Origin of the sequence: Pedobacter sp. BMA (assembly GCF_001027745.1) — a bacterium.
In the GTDB taxonomy this organism is placed as follows: domain Bacteria; phylum Bacteroidota; class Bacteroidia; order Sphingobacteriales; family Sphingobacteriaceae; genus Pedobacter.
Genome location: NZ_LECU01000006.1, coordinates 934,858 through 957,397, shown reverse-complemented (window position 1 = coordinate 957,397; position 22,540 = coordinate 934,858). Strand labels below are relative to the sequence as shown.

The window sequence follows — 22,540 nt, the reverse complement described above, 5'->3', positions numbered from 1 at the left end:
ATATTTTATTAAGCAGCTGCAGATTTGAGTATTTCCAGGATATCATCCAGATATTTGCGTTCATTTGCCAGGCGTGGCACCTTGTGTTGCCCTCCTAATTTATCTTTCGATTTCAGCCAGTTATAGAAAGTATTGGGAGCCGCATTGTGAACTTTCGGGCGACATAAAGCCATATCCTTAAATCGCTTTGCATCGTAATCCGAATTAATTTCCCGAAGGGTTTGATCCAGGATATCGACAAATTTCTCGAAGTCATCTGGTTGTGTATCAAATTCAATGATCCATTCATGGCCTCCTGCTTTCTCTCCCTCAAAATAAATAGGACCCGCAGTATAATCTTTAATTTCAGCCCCCGTAGCACAGCATGCTTTTGTTAGCGCCTGTTCAGCATTATCTATGATTACTTCCTCACCAAAAGCATTGATAAAATGTTTTGTACGACCAGTGATTTTGATGCGATAGGGAGCCAGAGAGGTGAACTGAATCGTATCACCAATCATGTACCGCCATAATCCACCGTTGGTAGAAATTACAATAGCATAATTTTTATGGAGTTCTACTTCTCCCAACAGCAGTGCCTGTGGATTTTCTTCACCAATATTTTCCATTGGGATAAATTCGTAGAAAATGCCATAATCCAGCATCAGCAACATTTCTTCTGAATCATCCTGATCCTGTATGCCAAAAAATCCCTCGGAAGCATTATAGGTTTCGAGGTAATACATGTCGTTTGAAGGGATTAATTGTTTGAATTGCTCGCGGTAGGGTGTAAAATTAACAGCCCCATGGATGTAAACCTCTAAATTTGGCCACACTTCGAGCAGGTTTTGCTTACCAGTTAGTTCTAAAACTTTTTTTGCGAGGACAATAGTCCATGTGGGAACGCCAGAAATACTGGTAACATTTTCATGAATGGTCGCTTCCGCCATCCGATCCATTTTTATTTCATAGTTATCCATCAGGGCGATGGACATATCTGGTGTGCGGTAAAACTCGGCCCAAATGGGTAGGTTTTTAATCAATACGGCTGAAAGATCGCCGTAAAAACAATCTTCATTTAGTTGGTTTACCTGATGGCTCCCCCCTAAAACAAGTCCTTTCCCGGTAAACATCTGGTTTTCCGGACGATTATTGCAATAAATAGAGAGCATATCTTTGCCACCTTTAAAATGGCATTCTTCCAGACTTTCTTTGGAAACCGGAATAAATTTGCTCCTGTCGCTTGTTGTTCCTGATGATTTGGCAAACCATTTAATATCTGATGGCCAGAGTATATTCTGTTCACCGGCAAGCATCCTTTCGATATAAGGTTTCAGGGTGTCGTAATTCTGGATGGGAACACGTTCCTGGTATTGCTGAGGGGTAAGAATGGTTTTATAATCGTACATCCTACCCCATTCGGTATTTTCGGCACTATCAATTAAAGTGTGAAACCACTCCTGCTGTACATCATGGGGATATTTCATAAAAAGCTCGATCTGGTGGATCCGCTTTTTCATTAACCAGGTAAAAATTGAATTTACAATTGCCATTAGCTTTAATTAGACATCAAATTTTTTACGTTTGAGCACAAAGTTCGAGCCAAGGTAAACCTTTCTAACCATTTCATTTTCTGCCAAAACCTCGGGTACCCCCTGCTCGAGAATTTTGCCCTCAAACAGCAGATAAGCCCTATCAGTAATTGAAAGTGTTTCCTGCACATTATGGTCGGTAATTAAAATACCAATATTTTTGTGTTTAAGTTTAGCTACAATGCTTTGGATTTCTTCAACCGCAATCGGGTCTACTCCGGCAAAGGGTTCATCGAGCAATATGAAATTAGGGTTAGCGGCGAGGGCGCGTGCGATTTCAGTCCTGCGTCGTTCTCCTCCTGATAATAAATCGCCTCTGTTTTTGCGCACTTTGTGCAGACTGAACTCATTAATCAGTTCCTCCAGTTTATGCTTTTGTTCTTCTTTGCTCAGATTACTCATTTCGAGTATGGCGAGGATATTATCTTCTACAGTAAGCTTTCTAAAAACAGACGCTTCCTGGGCCAGGTAACCAATACCTTTTTGAGCACGGCGATACATGGCGTCTTCAGTAATGTCTTCTTCTTCCAAAAAGATACGGCCTTCATTTGGTTTGATTAAGCCCACAATCATATAAAATGAAGTGGTTTTCCCCGCACCATTTGGTCCTAGAAGGCCAACTATTTCGCCCTGACTCACACTGAACGACACGTCGTTTACTACAGTACGCTGCTTATATTTTTTAACCAGATTTTCGGCTCTTAATATCATATGTTTTATTTCAACCTGTTAGGGTTATGAGGTTAGCTAATTCACTTTTATACCTTTAATATTGAGTTGCAAACGCTTTTTGTCTCTCCAAACATTTTCCTCTATTGTATAACAAACAGAAAACGGAACTTTTGGTTGCAGAAGATTCTGAAATTCGGCCAACCCAAATGCAATGCCCTCAAAAATAGGCGAATTTTGTTGTTTAATATTTATTTTTAAATGATTTGCGCCAACCGTCATTGCCGGCTTATCGAGGTACACCTGGTGGGTTACAAATACGGGTGCTAAATTTTCGGGGCCGAACGGCCCCATTTGTGCCAGAATGCGATAGAACTTACCATCAATTTGAGATAATTCTATTTCTGCATCAATTTTAATCATTGGCGTTAGCTGCTCTGAAGTAATGCTGGCGGATACAATTTCTTCGAACTTATCGGCAAAGGCATCTACATTATGCTCCTGCATGGTTAGGCCTGCAGCAAACTTATGACCTCCATACTGGTCAAGCAGATGGGAACATCCGCTTAGCGCCTCGTAAAGATCGAAACCAATTACCGAGCGGCAAGAGCCCGCCACGTGTCCGTTGGATTTGGTGAGTACAATTGTTGGTCTGTAATACGTTTCTGTTAATCTGGATGCCACAATACCGATGACACCCTTATGCCAGTTTTCATTGAAAACAACGGTGGTTTTTTTGTTTATGAGTATTTCACTATCACCGATCAACGCGAGTGCTTCACGGGTAATATCCTGATCGAAGGCTTTACGTTCGGTATTTTTGAGGTTAATGATTTCACTTTGTTCCAGGGCGTTTCCATCTTCCTGGCAAAGCAGCATGGCTACAGCATGTTTGGCATGATCTATCCGCCCTGCTGCATTAATACGCGGGCCGAGGGTAAATACCACATCCATAATGGTGTAGTTTTCCTTTTTACCGGAAACTTCCATTAAAGCCCTTAGGCCCTCACAAGGGTTTGTATTGAGTTTTTTTAAACCGTAATAGGCAAGAATTCTGTTTTCGCCAACTATAGGAACAATATCGGCGGCAATACTGATCATGACAAGATCTAGGTATTGCAAAAAGTTTTCTTTAGGCAGGTGGTGTTTTTGCGAATAGGCTTGTGCAAGTTTGAATCCGATGCCACAGCCAGCTAATTCTTTAAAGGGATAACCACAATCTTCCCGTTTTGGATCCAGCACCGCAACCGCGGCAGGGATCTCGGCCCCAGGCAAGTGGTGATCACAAATGATAAAATCGATGCCCAACTGATTTGCATAGTCAATTTTGTCGACTGATTTGATTCCACAATCAAGGGCGATAATCAGCGTAAATCCATTTTGATGGGCGTAGTCGATCCCTGCGGTTGAAATTCCGTACCCTTCCAGATAACGGTCGGGAATGTAATATTCGATATTTTCGGTAAGCTGCGAGAAGAAACTAAAGGCCAGGGCGACCGAAGTTGTGCCATCTACATCATAATCGCCGTAGATCAATATTTTTTCGTGGCCGGCCAATGCATCATCGATTCTTTGGATGGCAATATCCATATCCTTCATCAAAAAAGGATCGTGAAGGTGATTCAGATCCGGACGGAAAAAATCTTTTGCCTCATCAAAACTACAAATGTTCCGCTGCACCAAAATCTGCGCGAGTGAGCGGTCGATATTAAGCGCTTCTGTAATTTTGGTTACCGTATCATCGTTACAAACTGATGCTTTTACCCATCTTTTTTCCATTTATTCTATCTCCGAAGAGTAAATATACATTTAAATTAAATATTGTTCCACCAATTTAAGTAGCTGCGAAAGTGAGGCGCTTTATTTCAGAATGTTAATTTATTTTTTATTTCCAGGATATTCCGCCAGGAGTTTAAGTAAACTGGCTTTTTGGGTTGCGTATTTCGGATCATCAATAAGATTGACGCGTTCTGAGGGATCCCATGAAAGATTGAAGAGCTCCATTAGCGTCTGCTCTCCGTTTTTTGTAGAGCGGAGTTTCCAGTCGCCATCTTTAACCCCTTCGAGCACATAATTGTGGTAGTAAATCGGACGATGGGCTTTATTGAAATTTTTAACAGTAAGCAGACCTGCTATTGACTCTCCGTCGAGTGTATGAGCGGGCAGTCTGGAGCCTGTCCATTTTGCGAGTGTGGGCAAAACATCAAGGTTAGAGAAAGGTTTTGAGAATTGGTTATCTTTCAGGGTATGGCCTTTCCAGTAAATGATGAAGGGCACGCGGTGTCCGGCTTCATAGGAAATTCCTTTTGAGCCTCTAAATATTCCAGCTGTGCCCACATGATAAAATCTGGTGAAACCATCATCATACATGCGTTGCGGTGCATTAATCCAGGGGCCGTTATCACTGGTAAAAATAAAAATGGTGTTATCGGCCTGGCCTGATGCGACGACCTGTTTCCAGATTTGTGCCAAACCTTCGTCCATATCTTCAATAACGTCGCCAAGTTCACCTCCCGACGAGTGTTTTGTCCTGAACTTCTGCGCAGCGAAAGCAACAGGCAGATGAGGCATATTCTGGGCAAGGTATAGAAAGAATGGCTTTTTTGCTTCAGTGCTTTTCTTTATAAATTTGATTGATTCCCGAGTGTATGAGGTGGTTAGTATACTGTCGTGGGGTTTGTATATTTCGGGTTTTGCATTTCTGAAGATTTTGATTGTCGTATCCGTTTTAACATAAGGGTAGCGGTAGTCGTGACTATACAGTGTTCCGAAGAATTGATCGAAACCTTTTTTGTTAGGCAATGAGGCGCCGTGATCACCAAGATGCCATTTACCAATCAATGCGGTTTGGTAGCCAGCTTGCTTTAGCATTTGTGCAATGGTGACTTCATCTTCAGAGATCCCGCGTTTATCACCGGGGCCAATCGGGCGGGGCAAGTCCATCCGGCTGCAGTACCTGCCTGTTAAAAGGGATGCTCTTGACGGTGTGCAGGTTGGCGATGTAGTAACGAAGTTTGTCGCCATGATTCCCTTCTCAGCCATGCCATCCAGGAAAGGTGTTTTGATTAAAGGATTTCCGTAACATGAAAGATCGCTGTAGCCCATATCATCGGCAAGGACAAGAATAACATTGGGTCGTTTTTGAGCAATGACAAAACTGATGAATAGCAGAGAGCATATAAGAAATGTAAAAATCCTTTTCATGCCACCAATTTAATCATCATAAACGATATTAAATAAAACATGACTGATTTTAACAAAACGATTAAATAAATAGATTGTTAACTTTGCAGTACATTAAAAACATCGATATTTTGCAAGTCCACACTCTTTTCGAAGGAACTTATTCGGTTAATGCAACAAAGAAATTTGTTCCATTTGATTCTGCCATACATAGTTTTAAAGACCGTCCTGGTTCTTTATTTATCAATGTTCAACCATTTTTGGTTGAGTTAAAAAATGATCTGGTTTTGTTTGACACGGGATTGGGTTTCAGTGATGACCATGGTGAACTGATTTTGCATAAAAACATCCGTAATGCAGGCTTCGACCCTACAGATATAACGAAGGTGCTGATGTCTCATTTGCATTATGATCACTCTGGTGGTATGATCCATAAGCTTGGGGATAAAACAGAATTGAGTTTTCCTGATGCAGAATATGTGATTAACCGTGGCGAATGGGAAACGGCTTTCAGTAGTACGTCCTCATCATATCATACTGATATTTTTGAATTTGTGCAGCGCAATGCACAATTGCATTTTGTAGAAGGCGACGGTTCACTGGATGAAACAATTTCTTTTGAATTCACGGGAGCGCACTGTCCGAATCACCAGGTTTTTCTGTTAACGGAAGGCAATCAGAAGGTGTTTTTTGGTGGTGATGTTTTGCCTGAGCCGGAAGAGCTGGTTAAAAATTTTATTGCAAAATATGATTTTGATGGACGCAAGGCGATGGAACTAAGGAAAGTGTTTGGCAAGCGCGCAGCGGAAGAGAACTGGGAATGTTTGTTTTACCATGGTAAAAGCGCCGCAACAGGTTTTGTAGACGAGGTTGAAGGTGGGTTTAAAATCAGATAGGATAGAGACCGGAGCTTAAATTATAAGCACAAAAAAAGCGCTCAATAAATTGAGCGCTTTTTGTTTTCCCATCAAGTGGAAATTATTTTTTTGCTACTAATTTCACGCCGATTTCGAAGTTATCGTCAATTGCTTTGTCGCCAATGCTATCGAAGAATGATTTTGAACCGTAACGGATATCATATTTAGTTCTGTCAACAGTGATTTTACCAGCTAAAGCTGAAACCGTACCATCTGTGTTAACTGTTACAGAAGCAGGGAAGCTTAATGGCTTAGTAATACCTTTAATTGTTAGGTTACCTGTTACAGTTAAGTTTGCATCTGAACCAGTAACTTTGGTAATTACGAATGTTGCAGTTGGGAATTTAGCTGTTCCAAAGAAATCGTCAGCTTTTAAGTGACCTTCTAATTTAGCGCTTCCATCAGCATCTTTGATAGAGTTCATATCAATAGTAAAAGTACCACCTGTTACTTTTTTACCATCAACATTTAATGTTCCTGATTGTAGAGAGATTGTTCCGTTGTGAGAACCTGTAACTTTCTTACCAATCCAGGTGATGGTTGATTTTGCTGCGTCAACAGTATAAGTAACTGGTTTAATAGTTGTAAAAGCTGATAATGACACAACTGCAACTAACAAAAAGATTGAAGAGATTTTTAATTTCATTTTCTGGTTTTTAAATTATGATACAAATATATGATTAAGGCCGGGCCTTTGTTATTGACCTATGTTAAGTTTTTTAAAAATAACCCGTTTTATTTAAATTCATGCTATTGACAGCAAAAATATGCTGAGGTTTAATGAGCGCTTTAAATCATTCAAATAAATTTTAATCATGGCGAAGATTAGCTAATTTTAAGGCATGAATCACTACGCAAAATCAATCCGCCCGTTTATCGGCGCCAAGGACTTTGAAACATCGAGAAGTTTCTACCGGGACCTAGGTTTTGAAGAAACGACTTTAGGCACCACCATGTCGGTTTTTAAAAGCGGGGAAATGGCCTTTTATCTGCAAGATGCCTATGTGAAGGACTGGGTTGACAACACGATGATTTTTATGGAGGTGAATGACGTTAACCAGTTTTATGAGGCGCTCTCGGCACTTGGTTTGCCAGACCAATATGAAGGGGTAAAAATATCCCCAGTCAGAAAAGAGGACTGGGGAAGCGAATGTTTTTTACACGACCCATCAGGGATTTTGTGGCATTTTGGAACTTTCAGTTAATTAGTTAAAACTTAACGGAGTTCAATTTCTTATCCACTAACAAACCATTAACGGCTTTAAGTTCAAAACTAAGTTTCTTCTTCGCTTTGAGCTTAATGATAAATAAATCTTTAGTTCCGTTAATGGTTTCTTTATTGCCAACATTTACAAACGTTGGGTAAAGCACTTTACTGCCATCGGTGTGTAGCCTGTCATAAGTTAGGTTTTCCATACCTTCGGTATTAACTGCTTTTACACTTTCAAACTCAAAATCCTGTGCATTGTAAGGGAGGCCAAAACTTAACGCATTAACTGAAGTTAAATTAATACCCTTCACTGTAATTTCAACCGGTTCGTCTTTTGCATAATTTCGTTTAGGGACACTAAGTTCAAGCTTACCTGCCACTGTTCCGGCGGTTAAATTTTTAATACCGCCGTCCAGCTGTGTGGCTACAACTGAAATATCGTAAGCATCAATAACCTCATTTTTATTGATGTCACCATTACTGATGTAGCCATCGAAATCGGCATCACCTTTTTTTAAACCGGTGTAATTGATGTATGAAGTTAAGTCGTTCTTATCTATTAAGCGATCGTTGTTGATGTCTCCCGGTAAATAGCTTTCTGTACCCGGAACCTTAAAAACATACAACTCCCTACCCGAGCCAAAACCGCCCACACCTTCGGTAACTTCAATTTTAAGATACCGGGCCACAGGTTGACCATTAAAAATAAATGACTTCACATCGCCGTTATTTGACCATTCAAAAGTTCCGGCTGTAATCCAGTTTTCTTTATCGTTGCTATAATAAACCGTTCCTTTTAACAAAACACCATTGCCTCTGCCTGAGCGGGGTAAATAACTAAGTTTCTCCAGCTGATTAATCGATTTCAGGTCCACTATCATATCAAAGGGAACTGATTTGGTGCCCCACACTGTATGCCACAGATTACTTTCATCAAAGTCGAAAAGATTTTCAATGCCTTCGCTTTCCTGATTTTTTGCTGTAGTTTCGGCAACAATACCATGAATAGCGAACTGCAGGGGATTGGGCTTTGTTTTTGCATTTAATATTGCCCAGTCAGAATATCCGTCTTTATTTACCGACCGGATTTTGAAAGAATAGTCCGTTTCAGGATTCAGGCCATCAAACATTAATGTGGTATCCTTTATAGTACTATAGTTCATTCCACCGAAAGCAATCTCATAGTAATCGGCATTACTTACCGTTTTCCATTCTGGTTTTAAGGTATATGCCCCGTTATTTTTATCACTTACTTTTACATTTTGCGGCACGGACAAGCCGCCAGTTTTAACCTTTTGTTTATCTACCGGTGCGAATACAAATCCCTGAATCTCTACTGAAGTTGTATTAACAGTAATATCAACTGGGGCGAGTTTTACCAAAACCTGAGGGTTTTTAACGATTAGAACCTTCTCAAAGTCACTTCCCTTTGTAGCGAACTGATTAAAGTCGGGCGCAGGGTTATAATAGTAAACATTCTCCGCTTTTAAAAAATCGGCCAAAGTACTCACTTCTTTCAGTTTAATGTTTTGTTTCCGGACTGTTGCAGATACAGATTTCGGTTTTTCAGTTACATTAATCTTAAGTTCAGTTGATTTTTCTTTCGTAAATCCACTAAAATCTCCTGTCGTTGCAGCAATTTTAATTGTAGCTGTTTTATCACTTACGGCGGCTTCAATTAATGTTGATGTGCCTTTTCCCAATTTATATGCTTCAGTTACACCATCATCATCATATAGCGTAAATGAGCTTTTACCTGTCGGATAAAATTCAAACACCCGTAATTTCTTATCGATTTCGGAAACATTGTTATTGGCGTTCGTCATAGGAATTATTGCTCCGTTCTTCACAAACACGGGAAGTTTCCAAAGCGGTGTGTCGAAATTATTAATGATCCGGTTTCCTTCGTATTTATCGCCTGTAAAATAATCTATCCACGTCCCCTCAGGTAAATAAATCCCATCGCGGATATCATTGCCTTTATCATCTGTTTTCGTAGACTGGTAAATTGGCGCCACCAAAAAACACGGGCCATACAAGTATTGATATTGCGTTGCTTTGCCTTTAGTGTAATCGTTGGGATATTCCAGAAACATGGCCCTTACAATTGGCAAACCATTAACTGCTTGTTTCGCGATACTATAGGTGTATGGAATAAGCTGGGATTTTAGTTTCAAATAATTACGGTTAATGGACGTAGCTGATTCGCCCTGTGCTTGTGGATATTTTTCATTTGTACCCCATCCATCCATGTTCAGCTGCATTGGTGTAAAAGTTTTCCATTGGAAATCCCTGATGTTGACTACCGGATTTTTACCGCCAAAAATACCATCCATATCAGAGGTAATATTTGGCTGTCCAGATAAGCCTGAGCCAATATAGGTTGGAATATGGAAGCGGATGTATTCCCAAACGCCACCGGTTTGATCGCCGCTCCAAATGGTTGCATAGCGTTGAGTACCTGCCCAGCCATCAAGAGAAATGATGAATGGCCGACTGTTGCCGCCATAGGAAGAAGTGATTTTTGCAACATCAGCTACACCGTTTAAGCCAAATGAGTAACCCGCTCCGACCCAGGCCACATCCGTTTTAAGCACACGAACACCTGCATCTTTTACTTCTTTAATAATATCTCTTTGCAAAAGCGGACTAATACCGGCTTTTGGATGGAGGTCGGATTGTGTCCAGAGGCCTATTTCTACGCCATTCTTTCTGGCATATTCGCCGAAACTTTTCAGATTCTGAATATTTCCTTCTAAAGTTTCGGTTTGTCCATAGCCTGCACCGTAACCATCATTAGGAAGTATCCAACCTAATGGCATGTCGTGTGCTTTATAACGGCCTATTACTGCGCGGGCAGAAAACTGATAGTTATTCTTTTCCCCGTTAAGCGATTCTTTAATCCCATCGTTATCTTTCTGACTCTCTTTGTATTTTTTACCGTCTTCAAAGCGTATACCTTTATCATCTTCTTTCCAGTAATCACGATTGTATGCATTTAAATGCCCCTGATAAAATCCAAATTTGGGTAACAAAGCCGGATTTCCTGTGAGCTGATAGAAATCGTTCAAAAGCGGAACTGCGCCATCGTTAATCATTACGAAAACATCAAGATAATCTGTTTCGTGCGTTAATTTAACCACCCCCTTCTCTTTTGCCCCAAAGTCATATTTACCTTTATTGAAGGTGTAGAACATCAAACCGTAGCCATTGGTAGACCAATAAAAGGGGTTTGGAGACGCTACTCCCCCATCCGTCCAGCTGTTTTGATTTTCAATGGCAATTGCCTTACCTTTATGGGAAAAACGACCATTTTGCACCCCTCCACCATAAAAATATTCCCGGGTATTTTCTTTAAGGGTTAGCACTACATGGTTTCCTTCGATTGCGACAGGCTTTAACATTTCCAGAACCAACGTTTTCGATTTCTGATTAAATACTTTTAACAACGATGTATTTTTATCAAGCTGAATATTTATTTCGCTTGTAGAAATAAGCACAACATTCTTTTCTTCGCTTACAGTTAAATCCGAAACACTTTTTCTAGGGTTATCTACCAGAATCTTTGCTGCTGGTTTAGCCTGAGGATCGCGTAACATGCCTCCTGACTGATCCTGAAAAAGACGAAAAATATTACTGCCGTAGAAATCTAAAATTAATTTTTGACCATTATTAAGTGATACCCCGACAGTAGTGGAATTAATTTTCCTGATGTCTTGAGCATGAACATAATTGCTCAGAAAGAGAGATGTAAAAACAAATAAAATGGAATACTTTAATTTGCGACTTGAAAACTGGCTAGTCATTATTCAGGGTTTTTTCGTGTTCAGAATTGTAAAAGTGTTAGAAAGACCTTTAAATGCGCTGATTTAAAAACTTATCTCACTTAGATAAAATTACTAAAAGCTTTTCCATCTCATCGCAGTAATGAGAATGATACGAAAACGTTTGCGCAGATTGCACGAAGACGCTGCGCATTCTTAAACCGGGTTGATCGTTACGGAAGTTTATGCCAAAAAAAATCTGCAAGCTTTATGAAATTAAATTCACAAAACTTGCAGATGACTTATTTTATCAGATTGCTTCGTCGGCTGAAAAAGCCGCCCGGCATTTACGGATAGATGTATTTATGGAACGATCTCTTCCAGATAGCTCTCAACCGGTGGACAGGCACAGATTAATGAGCGATCTCCGTGACTATCGTTAACACGACCTACTGATGGCCAGAACTTACGTTCCAGAACATATGGAAGTGGGAAAGCTGCAGTTTGACGGCTGTAAGCATGATCCCATTCGTTAGCAGTAATCACAGAAACGGTATGAGGCGCATTTTTCAGTGGGTTATCCACTTTATCTAAAGTACCGTTTTCCACTTCGGTAATTTCTTTTTTGATCGCGATTAATGCATCACAGAAACGATCAAGCTCATGTTTAGGCTCAGATTCAGTAGGCTCAACCATTAGCGTACCAGCAACCGGGAATGACACCGTTGGAGCATGGAAGCCATAATCCATTAAACGTTTTGCAATATCAGTTACTTCGATTCCAAAAGCTTTGAAAGAACGGCAATCTAAAATCATTTCGTGTGCACAACGGCCCTGGGCACCAGAGTAAAGTACAGGATAATGCTGCTCTAAACGGGCTTTCATATAGTTTGCATTCAGGATCGCATACTTTGTTGCATTGGTTAATCCTTCAGCACCCATCATTGCGATGTAAGCATGAGAAATGATCAGGATTGATGCTGAACCCCATGGTGCAGATGAAACTGCAGAAATTGATTTACCTTTTTCGATATCAACAACGGCATGACCAGGAAGATAAGGTACCAGGTGTTTCGCCACACCGATCGGGCCCATACCCGGACCACCACCACCGTGAGGGATACAGAAAGTTTTGTGCAGGTTTAAGTGGCAAACGTCTGCTCCGATATTAGCCGGACTTGTTAAACCAACCTGAGCATTCATATTTGCACCATCCATGTAAACCTGTCCGCCATTGGCGTGAATAGTTTCGCATATTTCGATGATGCTTTCTTCAAATACCCCGTGTGTAGATGGATAGGTTACCATCAAACATGACAGATTATCCTTATGTAATTCTGCTTTTGCTTTTAAATCTTCAACATCGATGTTACCATTTTCAAGAGATTTAACCACTACAATCTTCATATCGGCCATAGCTGCGGAAGCAGGGTTCGTACCATGTGCAGAAGCAGGGATTAGCGCTACATTACGGTGGTAGTCGCCCCTATCGTGGTGATAAGCACGGATAACCATTAAACCAGCATATTCACCCTGAGCACCGGCGTTAGGCTGTAAGCTCATGGCTGCAAAACCAGTAATTTCACTCAGCCATTGATCCAGCTCATTGAAAACAGAATAGTAACCCAATACCTGATCGGCAGGTGCAAACGGGTGAATGCGACCGAAGTGAGACCATGTAACCGGAATCATTTCTGCCGTTGCATTTAGTTTCATAGTACAGCTACCCAAAGCAATCATTGAATGGCAAAGTGATAAATCTTTTGCTTCCAATGATTTGATGTAACGCAACATTTCATGTTCAGAATGATGCGAATTGAAAATCGGGTGCGTTAAATACGCAGAACTGCGTTGTAGTGCCGATGGGATAACAGTTTCAACATCTTCTACCACTTCGACCTGATCTCCTGCAATACCTTTTGCTCTGGCAAAGATTTTAGCTATTAAAGTGATGTCTTCAAAAGTTGTAGTTTCATCAACCGAAATGCTTACGGTATTTCCAACGTAGTTCAAGTTGACTTCGTTATCCAGGCAGTATGCGTGAATCCCACCTTTTGAATCACCTAAATCAAAACGAATTGTATCGAAATAAGCTGAGTTTAATTGTTCGTATCCGAGATTTTTTAAGGTTGAAGCTAAGCTTACAGCCAAACCATGTGTACGTTCTGCAATGGCTTTCAATCCTTTGGGACCGTGATAAGCTGCATAAAAGCCGGCCATAATGGCCAGTAAGGCCTGAGCGGTACAAATATTTGAAGTTGCTTTATCCCTACGGATGTGTTGCTCACGGGTTTGTAAAGCCATACGCAATGCGTAATCACCATGACTATCAATGGTTACGCCAATAATACGACCCGGGATTGAACGCTTGTATTCTTCTTTAGTAGCGAAGAAAGCCGCATGTGGGCCACCAAAGCCCATCGGAATACCGAAACGTTGTGTAGTACCTACAACGATATCCGCTCCCCATTCACCCGGAGGCGTTAATAGTGTTAAGCTTAGAATATCGGCAGCAACTGTTAATTTAATATTTTGATTGTGTAACTCTGAAGCAAAGTTTTTATAGTCAAATACTTCACCATTACTAGCAGGATACTGAACGATAGCTCCGAAGAAATCTTCGGTGGCAACGAAGTCTAAATGACTACCAATTACCACTTCAATACCATAAGGATTAGCACGGGTTTTTAAAATATCGGTGGTTTGAGCGAAAAGCAGCTCTGAAACGAAGAATTTTTTAGCAGCCTGGTTTTTACGCGTACTGTATTGCATAAACATTGCCTCGGCGGCAGCTGTACCTTCATCTAAAAGTGATGCATTGGCAATTTCCATTCCGGTTAAGTCGATAACCATGGTCTGGAAATTCAACAGCGCCTGCAAGCGACCTTGAGCAATTTCTGCCTGATATGGTGTATATTGGGTATACCATCCCGGGTTTTCGAATACGTTACGTAAAATTACCCCTGGTGTGATGGTATCATAGTAACCCTGACCGATAAAGCTTTTGAAAACTTTATTTAGCAATGAAGTTTGTTTTAAAGCACCCAGATATTCAGTTTCTGATTTTGCTGCAGGCAGATTTAATGGCTGTTTTAATCTGATTGCCGGTGGAACTGTTTGTTCAATTAGCTCATCAATAGAATTTACGCCAACTGTTTGCAACATTTCAGCTGTATCAGCCTCATTAGGAGCAATATGACGATTTTGAAAATCCTCTTTGTAATGGATATTTAAGCTCATGCGGTATGAATAATAAATTTCGTGCAAATGTAGGAAAAACGAACAGGTATTTCGCTATAAACCAATGCAAAAAAGGTCTATTATCCGGATATTAAAAGCGACAAAATTGGTCGTTTTTAATGGTAGATAGCACACCTGTTGCGAGTACATTATGCTGGTATTTGTATTTATTCGGAACGCAGGGATTATTTAAAAATTAAAGTTTGCTGTTAATACCTCTAACAAATTTTATGTACAGTATTATTGGCAGTATTAAGCGGTAAGTGGGTCCCTAGGGCTGTACCTTCCAGCCCTCATCTTTACTTAATTTTAACTTATAAGTTTTGGTAATGAAGTTGCTGTTTTTATTCGCATCCTTATCGAAAGGTTCGAAATCGGTAGTGACCATTTTTAATGATACGGTAACTTTTGCCGTACTGGAGTTAACCTGCTCAAAATTTACCGGCTTCTCATCCGACAGTGCATATTCGAGTACTTTCACAGTTGCTTTATTTTTATCTTGTTTTAATACCAGGGGACTGGCTTTTTCTGTTAGTGTAATCTGATAAACGAAACTACTGTCTTTAGAAAGAAATTTCTTTTTTGCTTCTTTCAAATTTAAGGCAACCAGCCCTTTACTGGCGAGGGTTTTGTATTTACCAAGCTCGAACATATCGTTGGTACTGTTAAACTTAATTTCGCCGAAGTTGAAACGTGTTGTTTTATATTCAGGGTTTGCTTTCAGGTAATCAATAATCACTTCCCCTGCCTGATCCTGATTGATGGTGGTTTTAGTTTTGCATCCGGCGATGCCAATGATCAGAAGAGATAGGATATAAGTGGTGATTTTTTTCATGGCCATTGCGTTATATTTTAAAGGTATTTAATTTTAGTTTAAACCGCAAAGTAAGAAAAGTGTTTCGAAGTAATATTTTATTGCCGATCTTATAGTGCGACCAGTAGTTAAAAAACTAAGCTGGTCGTTTTAAGAATTTAAGGTTTGGCAGAACCATCGCAGATAAAATGACGCAAACACCTAGCCATCGGAGGATAGATACTTGTTCCTGCAGTACAAATCCTGCCATCATTACGGCAACAGGTAATTCGGCAGCACTTAATATGGAGCTTAATGCAGTTCCAATTCTAGGTACACCTTCGGCGTAAAACAATGGAGGAATAACGGTGCCGAAAACCGCGATGATCACCCCCCACTTTAACAGGGTTCCGCTAAGCGCTCCGTTAAAAATAAAAGCCGGAGGAAAAAGTACAAAAATTAAAATGCATGCTCCTGTGATCATGAGCGCAGCTTTCTGAAGTGGCGGGTATTCATTTCCAATCCGTCCGCTCAACATGAGAAAGCCTGCGTAGGAAACCGCAGCCAACAGGCCAAAACCAATTCCTTTCAGGTTCAAATCAGCTATATTAGATTCTGCCATTCCACTGGCCAGTACGGTTCCGGCTAAAACCAGAAAAACCGCAGCAAGCTGAAGTGCAGATGGTTTCTTTTTATAAATGATAAAATCCAATAAAATACTCATCCATATAAACTGCATCAATAAAATGATGGCAACTGAATTAGGTACCAGCTTTACACATTGGTAATAAAAAATACTGACCAAACCGGTGCAGGTTCCTGCCAGTATCATTTTCCAGTAAGGTGTGATGCGATAACGCTTTTTGTTTTTATATCCAGAAGTTCTGCGTTGGAAGAAAAATAAGATCCATAAAATTACTGCTCCAAAAAATGCCTGGGCACCCGTCACATCACCGAGCGTGTAGCCATCATGATAAGCCAGTTTAACAAACGTAGACAGGATACCGAAGCTACAGGCACCGAAAAACACAAGGAGAATTCCTTTCAGCATACTATTTTTATCGATAACCGTATTGTTTAAAGTCTTTCAGCTTATTAAGCCAGTTGTTGTAAATACTTTTGGATAGTTGTTTCCAAACCCAGATAAAGTGCATCACTGATTAGGGCATGACCAATGGAAACCTCCAGTAGACCTGGGATGCTTTGTGCGAAATAATGCAAATTGTGCAAATCCAGATCGTGCCCGGCGTTAATGCCCAGGCCTAATTTATTGGCATGATGTGCCGCCGCAATATAACTGACAACGGCTTTCTCGCGATCGGAAAAATAGTTATGGGCATAAGCTTCGGTATACAATTCTATTCTGTCTGTTCCTGTTTCTACCGCACCTTCTACCATGTTCACAACCGGATCAACAAAAATAGAAACCCGTATTCCCTCTTTCTGAAAAACAGCAACCATCTCTTTGAGGTAGTCTTTATGTTTTAGGGTATCCCATCCGTGGTTACTTGTTATCTGACCTTCGGCATCGGGAACTAAGGTAACCTGTGCTGGTTTGTTAGCCAAAACCAGGTCAACAAACTTATCTTCGCGGCAATTGCCTTCGATATTGAACTCGGTAGCAATAACTGCTTTTAAATCATAAACATCCTGGTATCGGATATGGCGTTCATCGGGACGGGGATGTACGGTAATTCCCTGTGCACCGAAGCGCTCACAATCAAGGGCAACTTTAACCAAATCAGGATTATTACCTCCACGGCTGTTGCGCAGTGTAGCAATTTTATTAATGTTTACCGATAACTTTGTCATGAAACAAAGATAAGGCTTTGCTCCTTTTAATCTAAAGCCTTAAAAAAATTTGACTTTTTTTTGCTCATATTTGCCGTAACAGGAGGTTTGGGGGCATGGAGAAGAGAGGAAGAGAAAGATAGAATGAATGCTATAAATGAATATCAAAGATACTACACTATATAAAATTTTAATTGCCGCCATCGCAATTGTAAGTTCACTGGCATTGTTGGGCGGCGTTATGGAGCCCGATTCGGCGCTATATGCTTCCATTGCTAAAAATATGGTGTTGAGAAACGACTGGATTAATATTTATGTTAGGGGTGCAGACTGGTTAGACAAACCCCATTTAACATTTTGGTTAGCGGCGGCATCTTTCAAGATATTTGGCATTAATGCGTTTGCCTACAAGCTTCCATCTTTTTTATTCGGATTGATTGGAGCAGGCTATCTCTACAAACTGGCAAAAGATATTTACGACGAAAAAACCGGATTGATCAGTGCTTTAATTTTTCTAAGTGCACTGCACATCCTGATATCAACATTCGATGTACGGGCGGAAGTCTATATCACTACGTTCACTTTAGGTGCAATATATCATTATTATAAAGCACATCAATCTACTTTCTGGCATATTGTTGCAGGTTCTCTTTCTGCTGCATGTGCCATTATGATAAAGGGAATTTTTGTATTAATTCCGGTGTTTGGTGGATTTATCATCTATTGGCTACTTACCAAACAATGGAAAGAATTGCTAAAACTGAAGTGGTGGATAGCCATTATATTGATTCTGGTGTTCATTATTCCAGAACTTTATACGCTATACATTCAGTTTGACCTACATCCCGAAAAAATCGTTTTCGGAACTACGGGGGTTTCGGGCATTAAATTTTTCTTTTGGGATAGCCAGTTTGGACGGTTTTTCAATAATGGCCCAATTAAAGGAAAAGGCGATATCTCATTCTTTTTGCATACCACCTTGTGGGCTTTTTTACCCTGGTCAGTTTTGTTTTATACGGCAGTTGTTACACTTTTTAAAAAGAAAAGCAGGAGTGCTTTACCTGCGGAGAGTATATTCATCTGGGCAAGTGCGGCAATTACTTTCTTATTATTTTCATTATCTAAATTTCAGTTGCCTCACTATATATTGATTATTTTACCGCAGTTTGCAATTATCACTGCTTGTTACCTGCAAAAACTTAAAGGAAAATCGCTGAATATCTTCACCGGCATTCAAAGCACAATAGCAGTTTTAATCGTGGGGATACTCACTATTCTGACCCTGTTTTTTAAATTTGACAATTATTACGCTGCCATCGCAATGATAGTCGTTTTCATGATTGCCTCATTTATCCTTTTTAAAGGGTCAAAAACCGAAACACTGATTGGCCGAAGCGTGTTTACGTCGGCTGGATTAATGATCTTTTTCTCCTCTTTCTTTTATCCTGCGCTTTTAAAATATGAGGCTGGTATGCAGGCAGGCCAGTGGCTGAAAGAAAATTATCCAGAGGCTGTATCGACGGTTTTTCTTTACCGCGACGCTTACTCATTTGACTTTTACGCTAATGGGGAGCCTCAATATTTGTGGAGTTATAAGGAACTGGAAAAAGTAAACGCAAAGGGCCGGATTTTATTTGTTGATCAAAGGGAGATGGAAAACTTAAAATCTAAGTACCCTACTGCAGTATTAAAAGACTTTGAATATTTTCACACCACTAAATTGACGCCCAAATTCCTAAATTTAAAAACGAGAAAAGAAGTGTTAGAACATTTCTTTCTGGTTAAAATACTTTAAAATGGATTTATTACTTCGAATTATAAAATTTGGATTAACAGGCCTGCTTGGGATGGCAATTGATTTCGGGGCTACCTGGTTATTTAAGGAGAAGGTTAAAGTTAATAAGTATATTGCTAATGCAATTGGCTTCACACTTGCGGTAACGAATAATTATCTGATTAACCGTGTATGGACTTTTCAAAGTACTAATACCCACTGGGGAACTGAATTCAGCAAGTTTTTAATTGTAAGTTTGATTGGACTGGGCTTAAACACTTTTATTATTTATCTGTTCCACCAGCGCAAAAATGGTACTAACTTTTATGTCGCCAAATGCTTCGCGATATTAATTGTATTTGTATGGAATTTTCTGGCAAATATGTTGTTTACCTTCAGGTAACGTTTTTGCCGATAAAGTAGAACACTACAAGCCATATGATTCCTTTAATCAGAAAAAACAGGAAGCCTGCCAGTCCTACCCTTTTGAACCATAATTTTACTTTTTCTTTATTCATGCCTTGCTTGTAAAGATAAAATTTTTAAGATAAATTAGAAAGATTTTAAATAAGGAACAATGAAGTTATCTAAAATTTTAGCGCTCATATTTTTTTTAAGCTTTACTTTCAATAAGCATATCTCTGCTCAGGATATGAATGATATAACGCGTTATAAGATTAATTATGCGCTGGCGAGGAAAGGGAACAATGACATGGCTACCTTTCTTTCAACAAGGAGTTTTGAGATTAATAATCAGAAATACTTATTATTGATAAACCCGCATACTTTCGAGAGCAGAATAGATATTGCCAGCAACTATTCATTAAGAAGTTTGGAGTGGAACAATGTTATGGCCATTTTTAAAAACACGCCTTACGTAAAATCTTTAGAGGCGGCAGCGGCAAAAGATATTCAACTACAGAATGCAGGTATAGATCATTCGATTCCGAATGAAACAGGTATAGCGCTTACTATCGATTTGTGCCCTTCACACAAGCCGCTCGACAGAATTATCTTTGAATCAGTTTTTGATGAATTTAAGAAATCAGAACAGCCGGTTCCAGTGGCTATTTCGGTATCAGGGAAATGGATGTTGAAGCATGAGGATGATTTGAACTGGCTTAAAAGTTTGGTAAAGAAAAAGGAATTAAATATTACCTGGGTAAACCATACGTATAATCATGAAGTAAACAGCCTTCCGCTATCGGAAAACTTTTTACTCGCTCCCGGCACTCATTTGGATATTGAGGTGTTGGAAAATGAAAAGCTCATGCTAAAAAATGGCTTGGTACCGTCCGTTTTTTTCCGTTTCCCCGGGTTGGTCTCTGATAAAACCTTAGTCCAAAAAGTTGAAGGGTATGGTTACATCCCAATTGGAAGTGACGCCTGGTTAGCTAAAGGTCAACAGGCAAATGCAGGCAGCATTATATTGATCCACGGCAATGGAAATGAAGAAATTGGCGTAAAGGATTTTATTCAGCTATTGAAAAGCAAACAAGCTGATGTTAAGAACAGGCAATGGTTGCTATTTGATTTGAGACAGGGCCTGGAAAAGGAATTTGAATAACTTTACTACCCTTTGGTTAATAATTTTATTTCTTTTGCCTTAAAACGGTTATTAACGATTTCTCCGGTTACCTCGGCTTTGCTTACTGCATTACAGAAACCATGTTTACCGTGTGCATCGCCAAATTCGTCGATTCCTTTGCCATCAACAAAGTATGACTTACCATCAATTCTGACGGCTAATTCGCAGTCTTTCCCTTTCATTTTAAACTGGCATTCGCCACATGCAATCTCTACCTTCTGTTTATTGATAACCTTGGGTTGCTGATCCTTTTTAGTGGATGCCTGAGCATGAATCTGTGTTGCGGACAGGCATAGGAATAGTGCAAATAGTAAGTTTTTCATTTTGATATTTTTTCAAATATATGTTTTCGTCAGCACAAGGAAAACTAAATATTTGTTAAATAAACCTGACGGTAACGAACACGAAGTGCAACGCGGTCAAGTGAACAGCAGGGCTGAATTTCCGAAGCACTACCATTAAGCTCAGGATGACTTGTAAACAAAAAAGGGATGTGCAGTTTTGCACATCCCTTTAAACGAATCATCAATGAAATTGCTTCCCCGAATGGTCGGGGCAAGCTGTTACTCGCAATGACGAGAAGTGATTAGTAACGATATTCGTCTGCTTTGAAAGGACCTTCAACAGGAACGCCAATGTAGTCGGCCTGGTGTTGATCTAACACTTCTAATTCTACACCGATTTTTTCTAAGTGCAAACGGGCAACTTTTTCATCTAAATGCTTAGGCAAAGTATACACTTTGTTTTCATAAGCAGCAGTATTAGTCCAGAGTTCTAACTGAGCCAAAGTTTGGTTAGTGAATGAGTTACTCATCACAAAACTTGGGTGGCCTGTAGCACAACCTAAGTTAACCAAACGGCCTTCGGCAAGAACGATTACATCTTTACCATCGATAGTATATTTATCAACCTGTGGTTTAATTTCGACTTTAGTATCGCCGTAAGCACCGTTTAACCAAGCCATATCGATTTCGTTATCGAAGTGACCGATATTACAAACAATAGCTTTATCTTTTAATGCACGGAAGTGTTTTTCGCGAACGATGTCACAGTTACCTGTAGTCGTTACAACAATATCAGCTTCTTTAATTGCAGTGTCTAAACGTTTAACTTCATAACCCTCCATTGCAGCTTGTAAAGCACAAATTGGATCGATTTCAGTAACGATTACACGTACGCCTTGTGAACTTAAAGATTCTGCTGAACCTTTACCCACATCACCGTAACCGCAAACAACAGCTACTTTACCGGCCATCATTACATCAGTTGCACGACGAATCGCATCTACCAACGATTCACGACATCCGTATTTGTTATCAAATTTAGATTTAGTTACCGAATCGTTAACGTTAATTGCAGGTGTATGCAACGTTCCGTTCTTCATTCTTTCGTACAAACGGTGAACACCAGTTGTAGTTTCTTCCGATAAACCTTTAATAGCTGCAATCAGCTCAGGATATTTATCAAAAACCATATTGGTTAAATCGCCGCCATCATCTAAAATCATGTTTAAGGGCTGTTGCTCAGGACCGAAGTGCAAAGTTTTTTCAATACACCAATCGAATTCTTCTTCGTTTAAACCTTTCCATGCATAAACCTGAATACCAGCAGCAGCAATAGCAGCAGCGGCGTGGTCTTGTGTTGAGAAAATGTTGCATGATGACCAGGTAACTTCAGCACCTAGCGCAGTTAATGTTTCGATTAATACAGCCGTTTGGATAGTCATGTGCAGACAGCCTGCAATGCGAGCACCTTTAAGCGGTTGCGATGGACCGAACTCTTTACGTAAACTCATTAAACCTGGCATTTCTGCTTCGGCTAATTCGATTTCTTTACGGCCCCATTCTGCCAGTGAAATGTCCTTAACTTTGTAAGGGATATAGGTTGTCTCTACTGATGACATAATTTCTTGTTTTTAAATGTGATGCAAAGTTACTCTATCCACACGTTAAACCCAAATAATTAAAAGAGCAAGGTGGTTTACGGAATGTAAAATAGAAAGGTTGGATATAATTAAGGCTTTCCTGTTTGGAAAGCCTT

Annotated in this window: 18 protein-coding genes; 5 read left to right on the top strand and 13 right to left on the bottom strand. The window is 39.9% G+C overall.

What is annotated here, in order from left to right; translation table 11 throughout:
* Positions 1-8: 8 nt before the first annotated feature.
* From AB669_RS16190 to AB669_RS16175, 4 genes are all read right to left on the bottom strand, one after another.
* A complete protein-coding gene (locus tag AB669_RS16190) occupies positions 9-1,532 on the bottom strand; it encodes a GH3 auxin-responsive promoter family protein (RefSeq protein ID WP_047800293.1) in 1,524 nt (507 codons plus the stop codon).
* A 9-nt stretch (positions 1,533-1,541) separates the two neighbouring features.
* Complete coding sequence (gene lptB, locus AB669_RS16185; protein ID WP_047800292.1) at positions 1,542-2,282, bottom strand: LPS export ABC transporter ATP-binding protein; 741 nt, start codon at positions 2,280-2,282, stop codon at positions 1,542-1,544.
* A 36-nt stretch (positions 2,283-2,318) separates the two neighbouring features.
* Positions 2,319-4,019 (bottom strand): single-stranded-DNA-specific exonuclease RecJ, encoded by a 1,701-nt coding sequence (gene recJ, locus AB669_RS16180; protein WP_047800291.1) that lies wholly within the window; start codon positions 4,017-4,019, stop codon positions 2,319-2,321.
* Between the two features lie 99 nt (positions 4,020-4,118).
* Positions 4,119-5,444 (bottom strand): sulfatase-like hydrolase/transferase, encoded by a 1,326-nt coding sequence (locus tag AB669_RS16175; protein ID WP_047800290.1) that lies wholly within the window; start codon positions 5,442-5,444, stop codon positions 4,119-4,121.
* A gap of 83 nt (positions 5,445-5,527) precedes the next feature.
* On the opposite strand from AB669_RS16175, the gene AB669_RS16170 reads away from it, so the two are divergent.
* The gene (locus tag AB669_RS16170) at positions 5,528-6,319 is read left to right on the top strand and encodes an MBL fold metallo-hydrolase (RefSeq protein WP_369799769.1); all 792 of its coding nucleotides are present in this window, start codon (positions 5,528-5,530) and stop codon (positions 6,317-6,319) included.
* Positions 6,320-6,401: 82 nt separating this feature from the next.
* Here the strand turns inward: AB669_RS16170 and AB669_RS16165 are convergent, their stop codons facing one another.
* Complete coding sequence (locus AB669_RS16165; protein WP_047800289.1) at positions 6,402-6,986, bottom strand: YceI family protein; 585 nt, start codon at positions 6,984-6,986, stop codon at positions 6,402-6,404.
* 196 nt (positions 6,987-7,182) lie between these two features.
* Between AB669_RS16165 and AB669_RS16160 the strand changes: the two genes are divergently transcribed.
* Positions 7,183-7,545 (top strand): VOC family protein, encoded by a 363-nt coding sequence (locus AB669_RS16160; RefSeq protein ID WP_047800288.1) that lies wholly within the window; start codon positions 7,183-7,185, stop codon positions 7,543-7,545.
* Between the two features lie 4 nt (positions 7,546-7,549).
* On the opposite strand, the gene AB669_RS16155 is transcribed toward AB669_RS16160, so the two are convergent.
* From AB669_RS16155 to AB669_RS16135, 5 genes are all read right to left on the bottom strand, one after another.
* On the bottom strand, positions 7,550-11,356 hold the full coding sequence (locus tag AB669_RS16155; RefSeq protein ID WP_047800287.1) for a TIM-barrel domain-containing protein: 3,807 nt from the start codon (positions 11,354-11,356) through the stop codon (positions 7,550-7,552).
* Between the two features lie 321 nt (positions 11,357-11,677).
* On the bottom strand, positions 11,678-14,554 hold the full coding sequence (gcvP, locus tag AB669_RS16150; protein WP_047800286.1) for an aminomethyl-transferring glycine dehydrogenase: 2,877 nt from the start codon (positions 14,552-14,554) through the stop codon (positions 11,678-11,680).
* A 271-nt stretch (positions 14,555-14,825) separates the two neighbouring features.
* Entirely contained in the window at positions 14,826-15,389 is a 564-nt protein-coding gene (locus AB669_RS16145; RefSeq protein ID WP_156166762.1) for a hypothetical protein, read from the bottom strand.
* Positions 15,390-15,504: 115 nt separating this feature from the next.
* Positions 15,505-16,398, bottom strand: a complete 894-nt coding sequence (locus AB669_RS16140) for a DMT family transporter (protein WP_047800284.1) — start codon at positions 16,396-16,398, stop codon at positions 15,505-15,507.
* 44 nt (positions 16,399-16,442) lie between these two features.
* Positions 16,443-17,159 (bottom strand): pyridoxine 5'-phosphate synthase, encoded by a 717-nt coding sequence (locus tag AB669_RS16135; protein WP_047800283.1) that lies wholly within the window; start codon positions 17,157-17,159, stop codon positions 16,443-16,445.
* Between the two features lie 136 nt (positions 17,160-17,295).
* On the opposite strand from AB669_RS16135, the gene AB669_RS16130 reads away from it, so the two are divergent.
* Positions 17,296-18,933, top strand: a complete 1,638-nt coding sequence (locus AB669_RS16130) for a glycosyltransferase family 39 protein (RefSeq protein ID WP_047800282.1) — start codon at positions 17,296-17,298, stop codon at positions 18,931-18,933.
* A gap of 1 nt (position 18,934) precedes the next feature.
* Positions 18,935-19,315, top strand: a complete 381-nt coding sequence (locus tag AB669_RS16125) for a GtrA family protein (protein WP_047800281.1) — start codon at positions 18,935-18,937, stop codon at positions 19,313-19,315.
* On the opposite strand, the gene AB669_RS22490 is transcribed toward AB669_RS16125, so the two are convergent.
* Complete coding sequence (locus AB669_RS22490) at positions 19,308-19,430, bottom strand: hypothetical protein (RefSeq protein ID WP_255352162.1); 123 nt, start codon at positions 19,428-19,430, stop codon at positions 19,308-19,310. The two genes, AB669_RS16125 and AB669_RS22490, sit on opposite strands and share 8 nt — an antisense overlap.
* A gap of 59 nt (positions 19,431-19,489) precedes the next feature.
* Here AB669_RS22490 and AB669_RS16120 point away from each other — a divergent pair, with 59 nt between their 5' ends.
* Entirely contained in the window at positions 19,490-20,479 is a 990-nt protein-coding gene (locus AB669_RS16120; RefSeq protein WP_053058435.1) for a polysaccharide deacetylase, read from the top strand.
* A 5-nt stretch (positions 20,480-20,484) separates the two neighbouring features.
* Here AB669_RS16120 and AB669_RS16115 read toward each other — a convergent pair whose 3' ends face one another.
* Complete coding sequence (locus AB669_RS16115; protein WP_047800280.1) at positions 20,485-20,823, bottom strand: DUF6370 family protein; 339 nt, start codon at positions 20,821-20,823, stop codon at positions 20,485-20,487.
* A gap of 263 nt (positions 20,824-21,086) precedes the next feature.
* Positions 21,087-22,403 carry an adenosylhomocysteinase gene (ahcY, locus tag AB669_RS16110; protein ID WP_047800279.1) on the bottom strand — a complete coding sequence of 439 codons (1,317 nt, stop codon included), beginning with the start codon at positions 22,401-22,403 and terminating at the stop codon, positions 21,087-21,089.
* Positions 22,404-22,540: the final 137 nt, after the last annotated feature.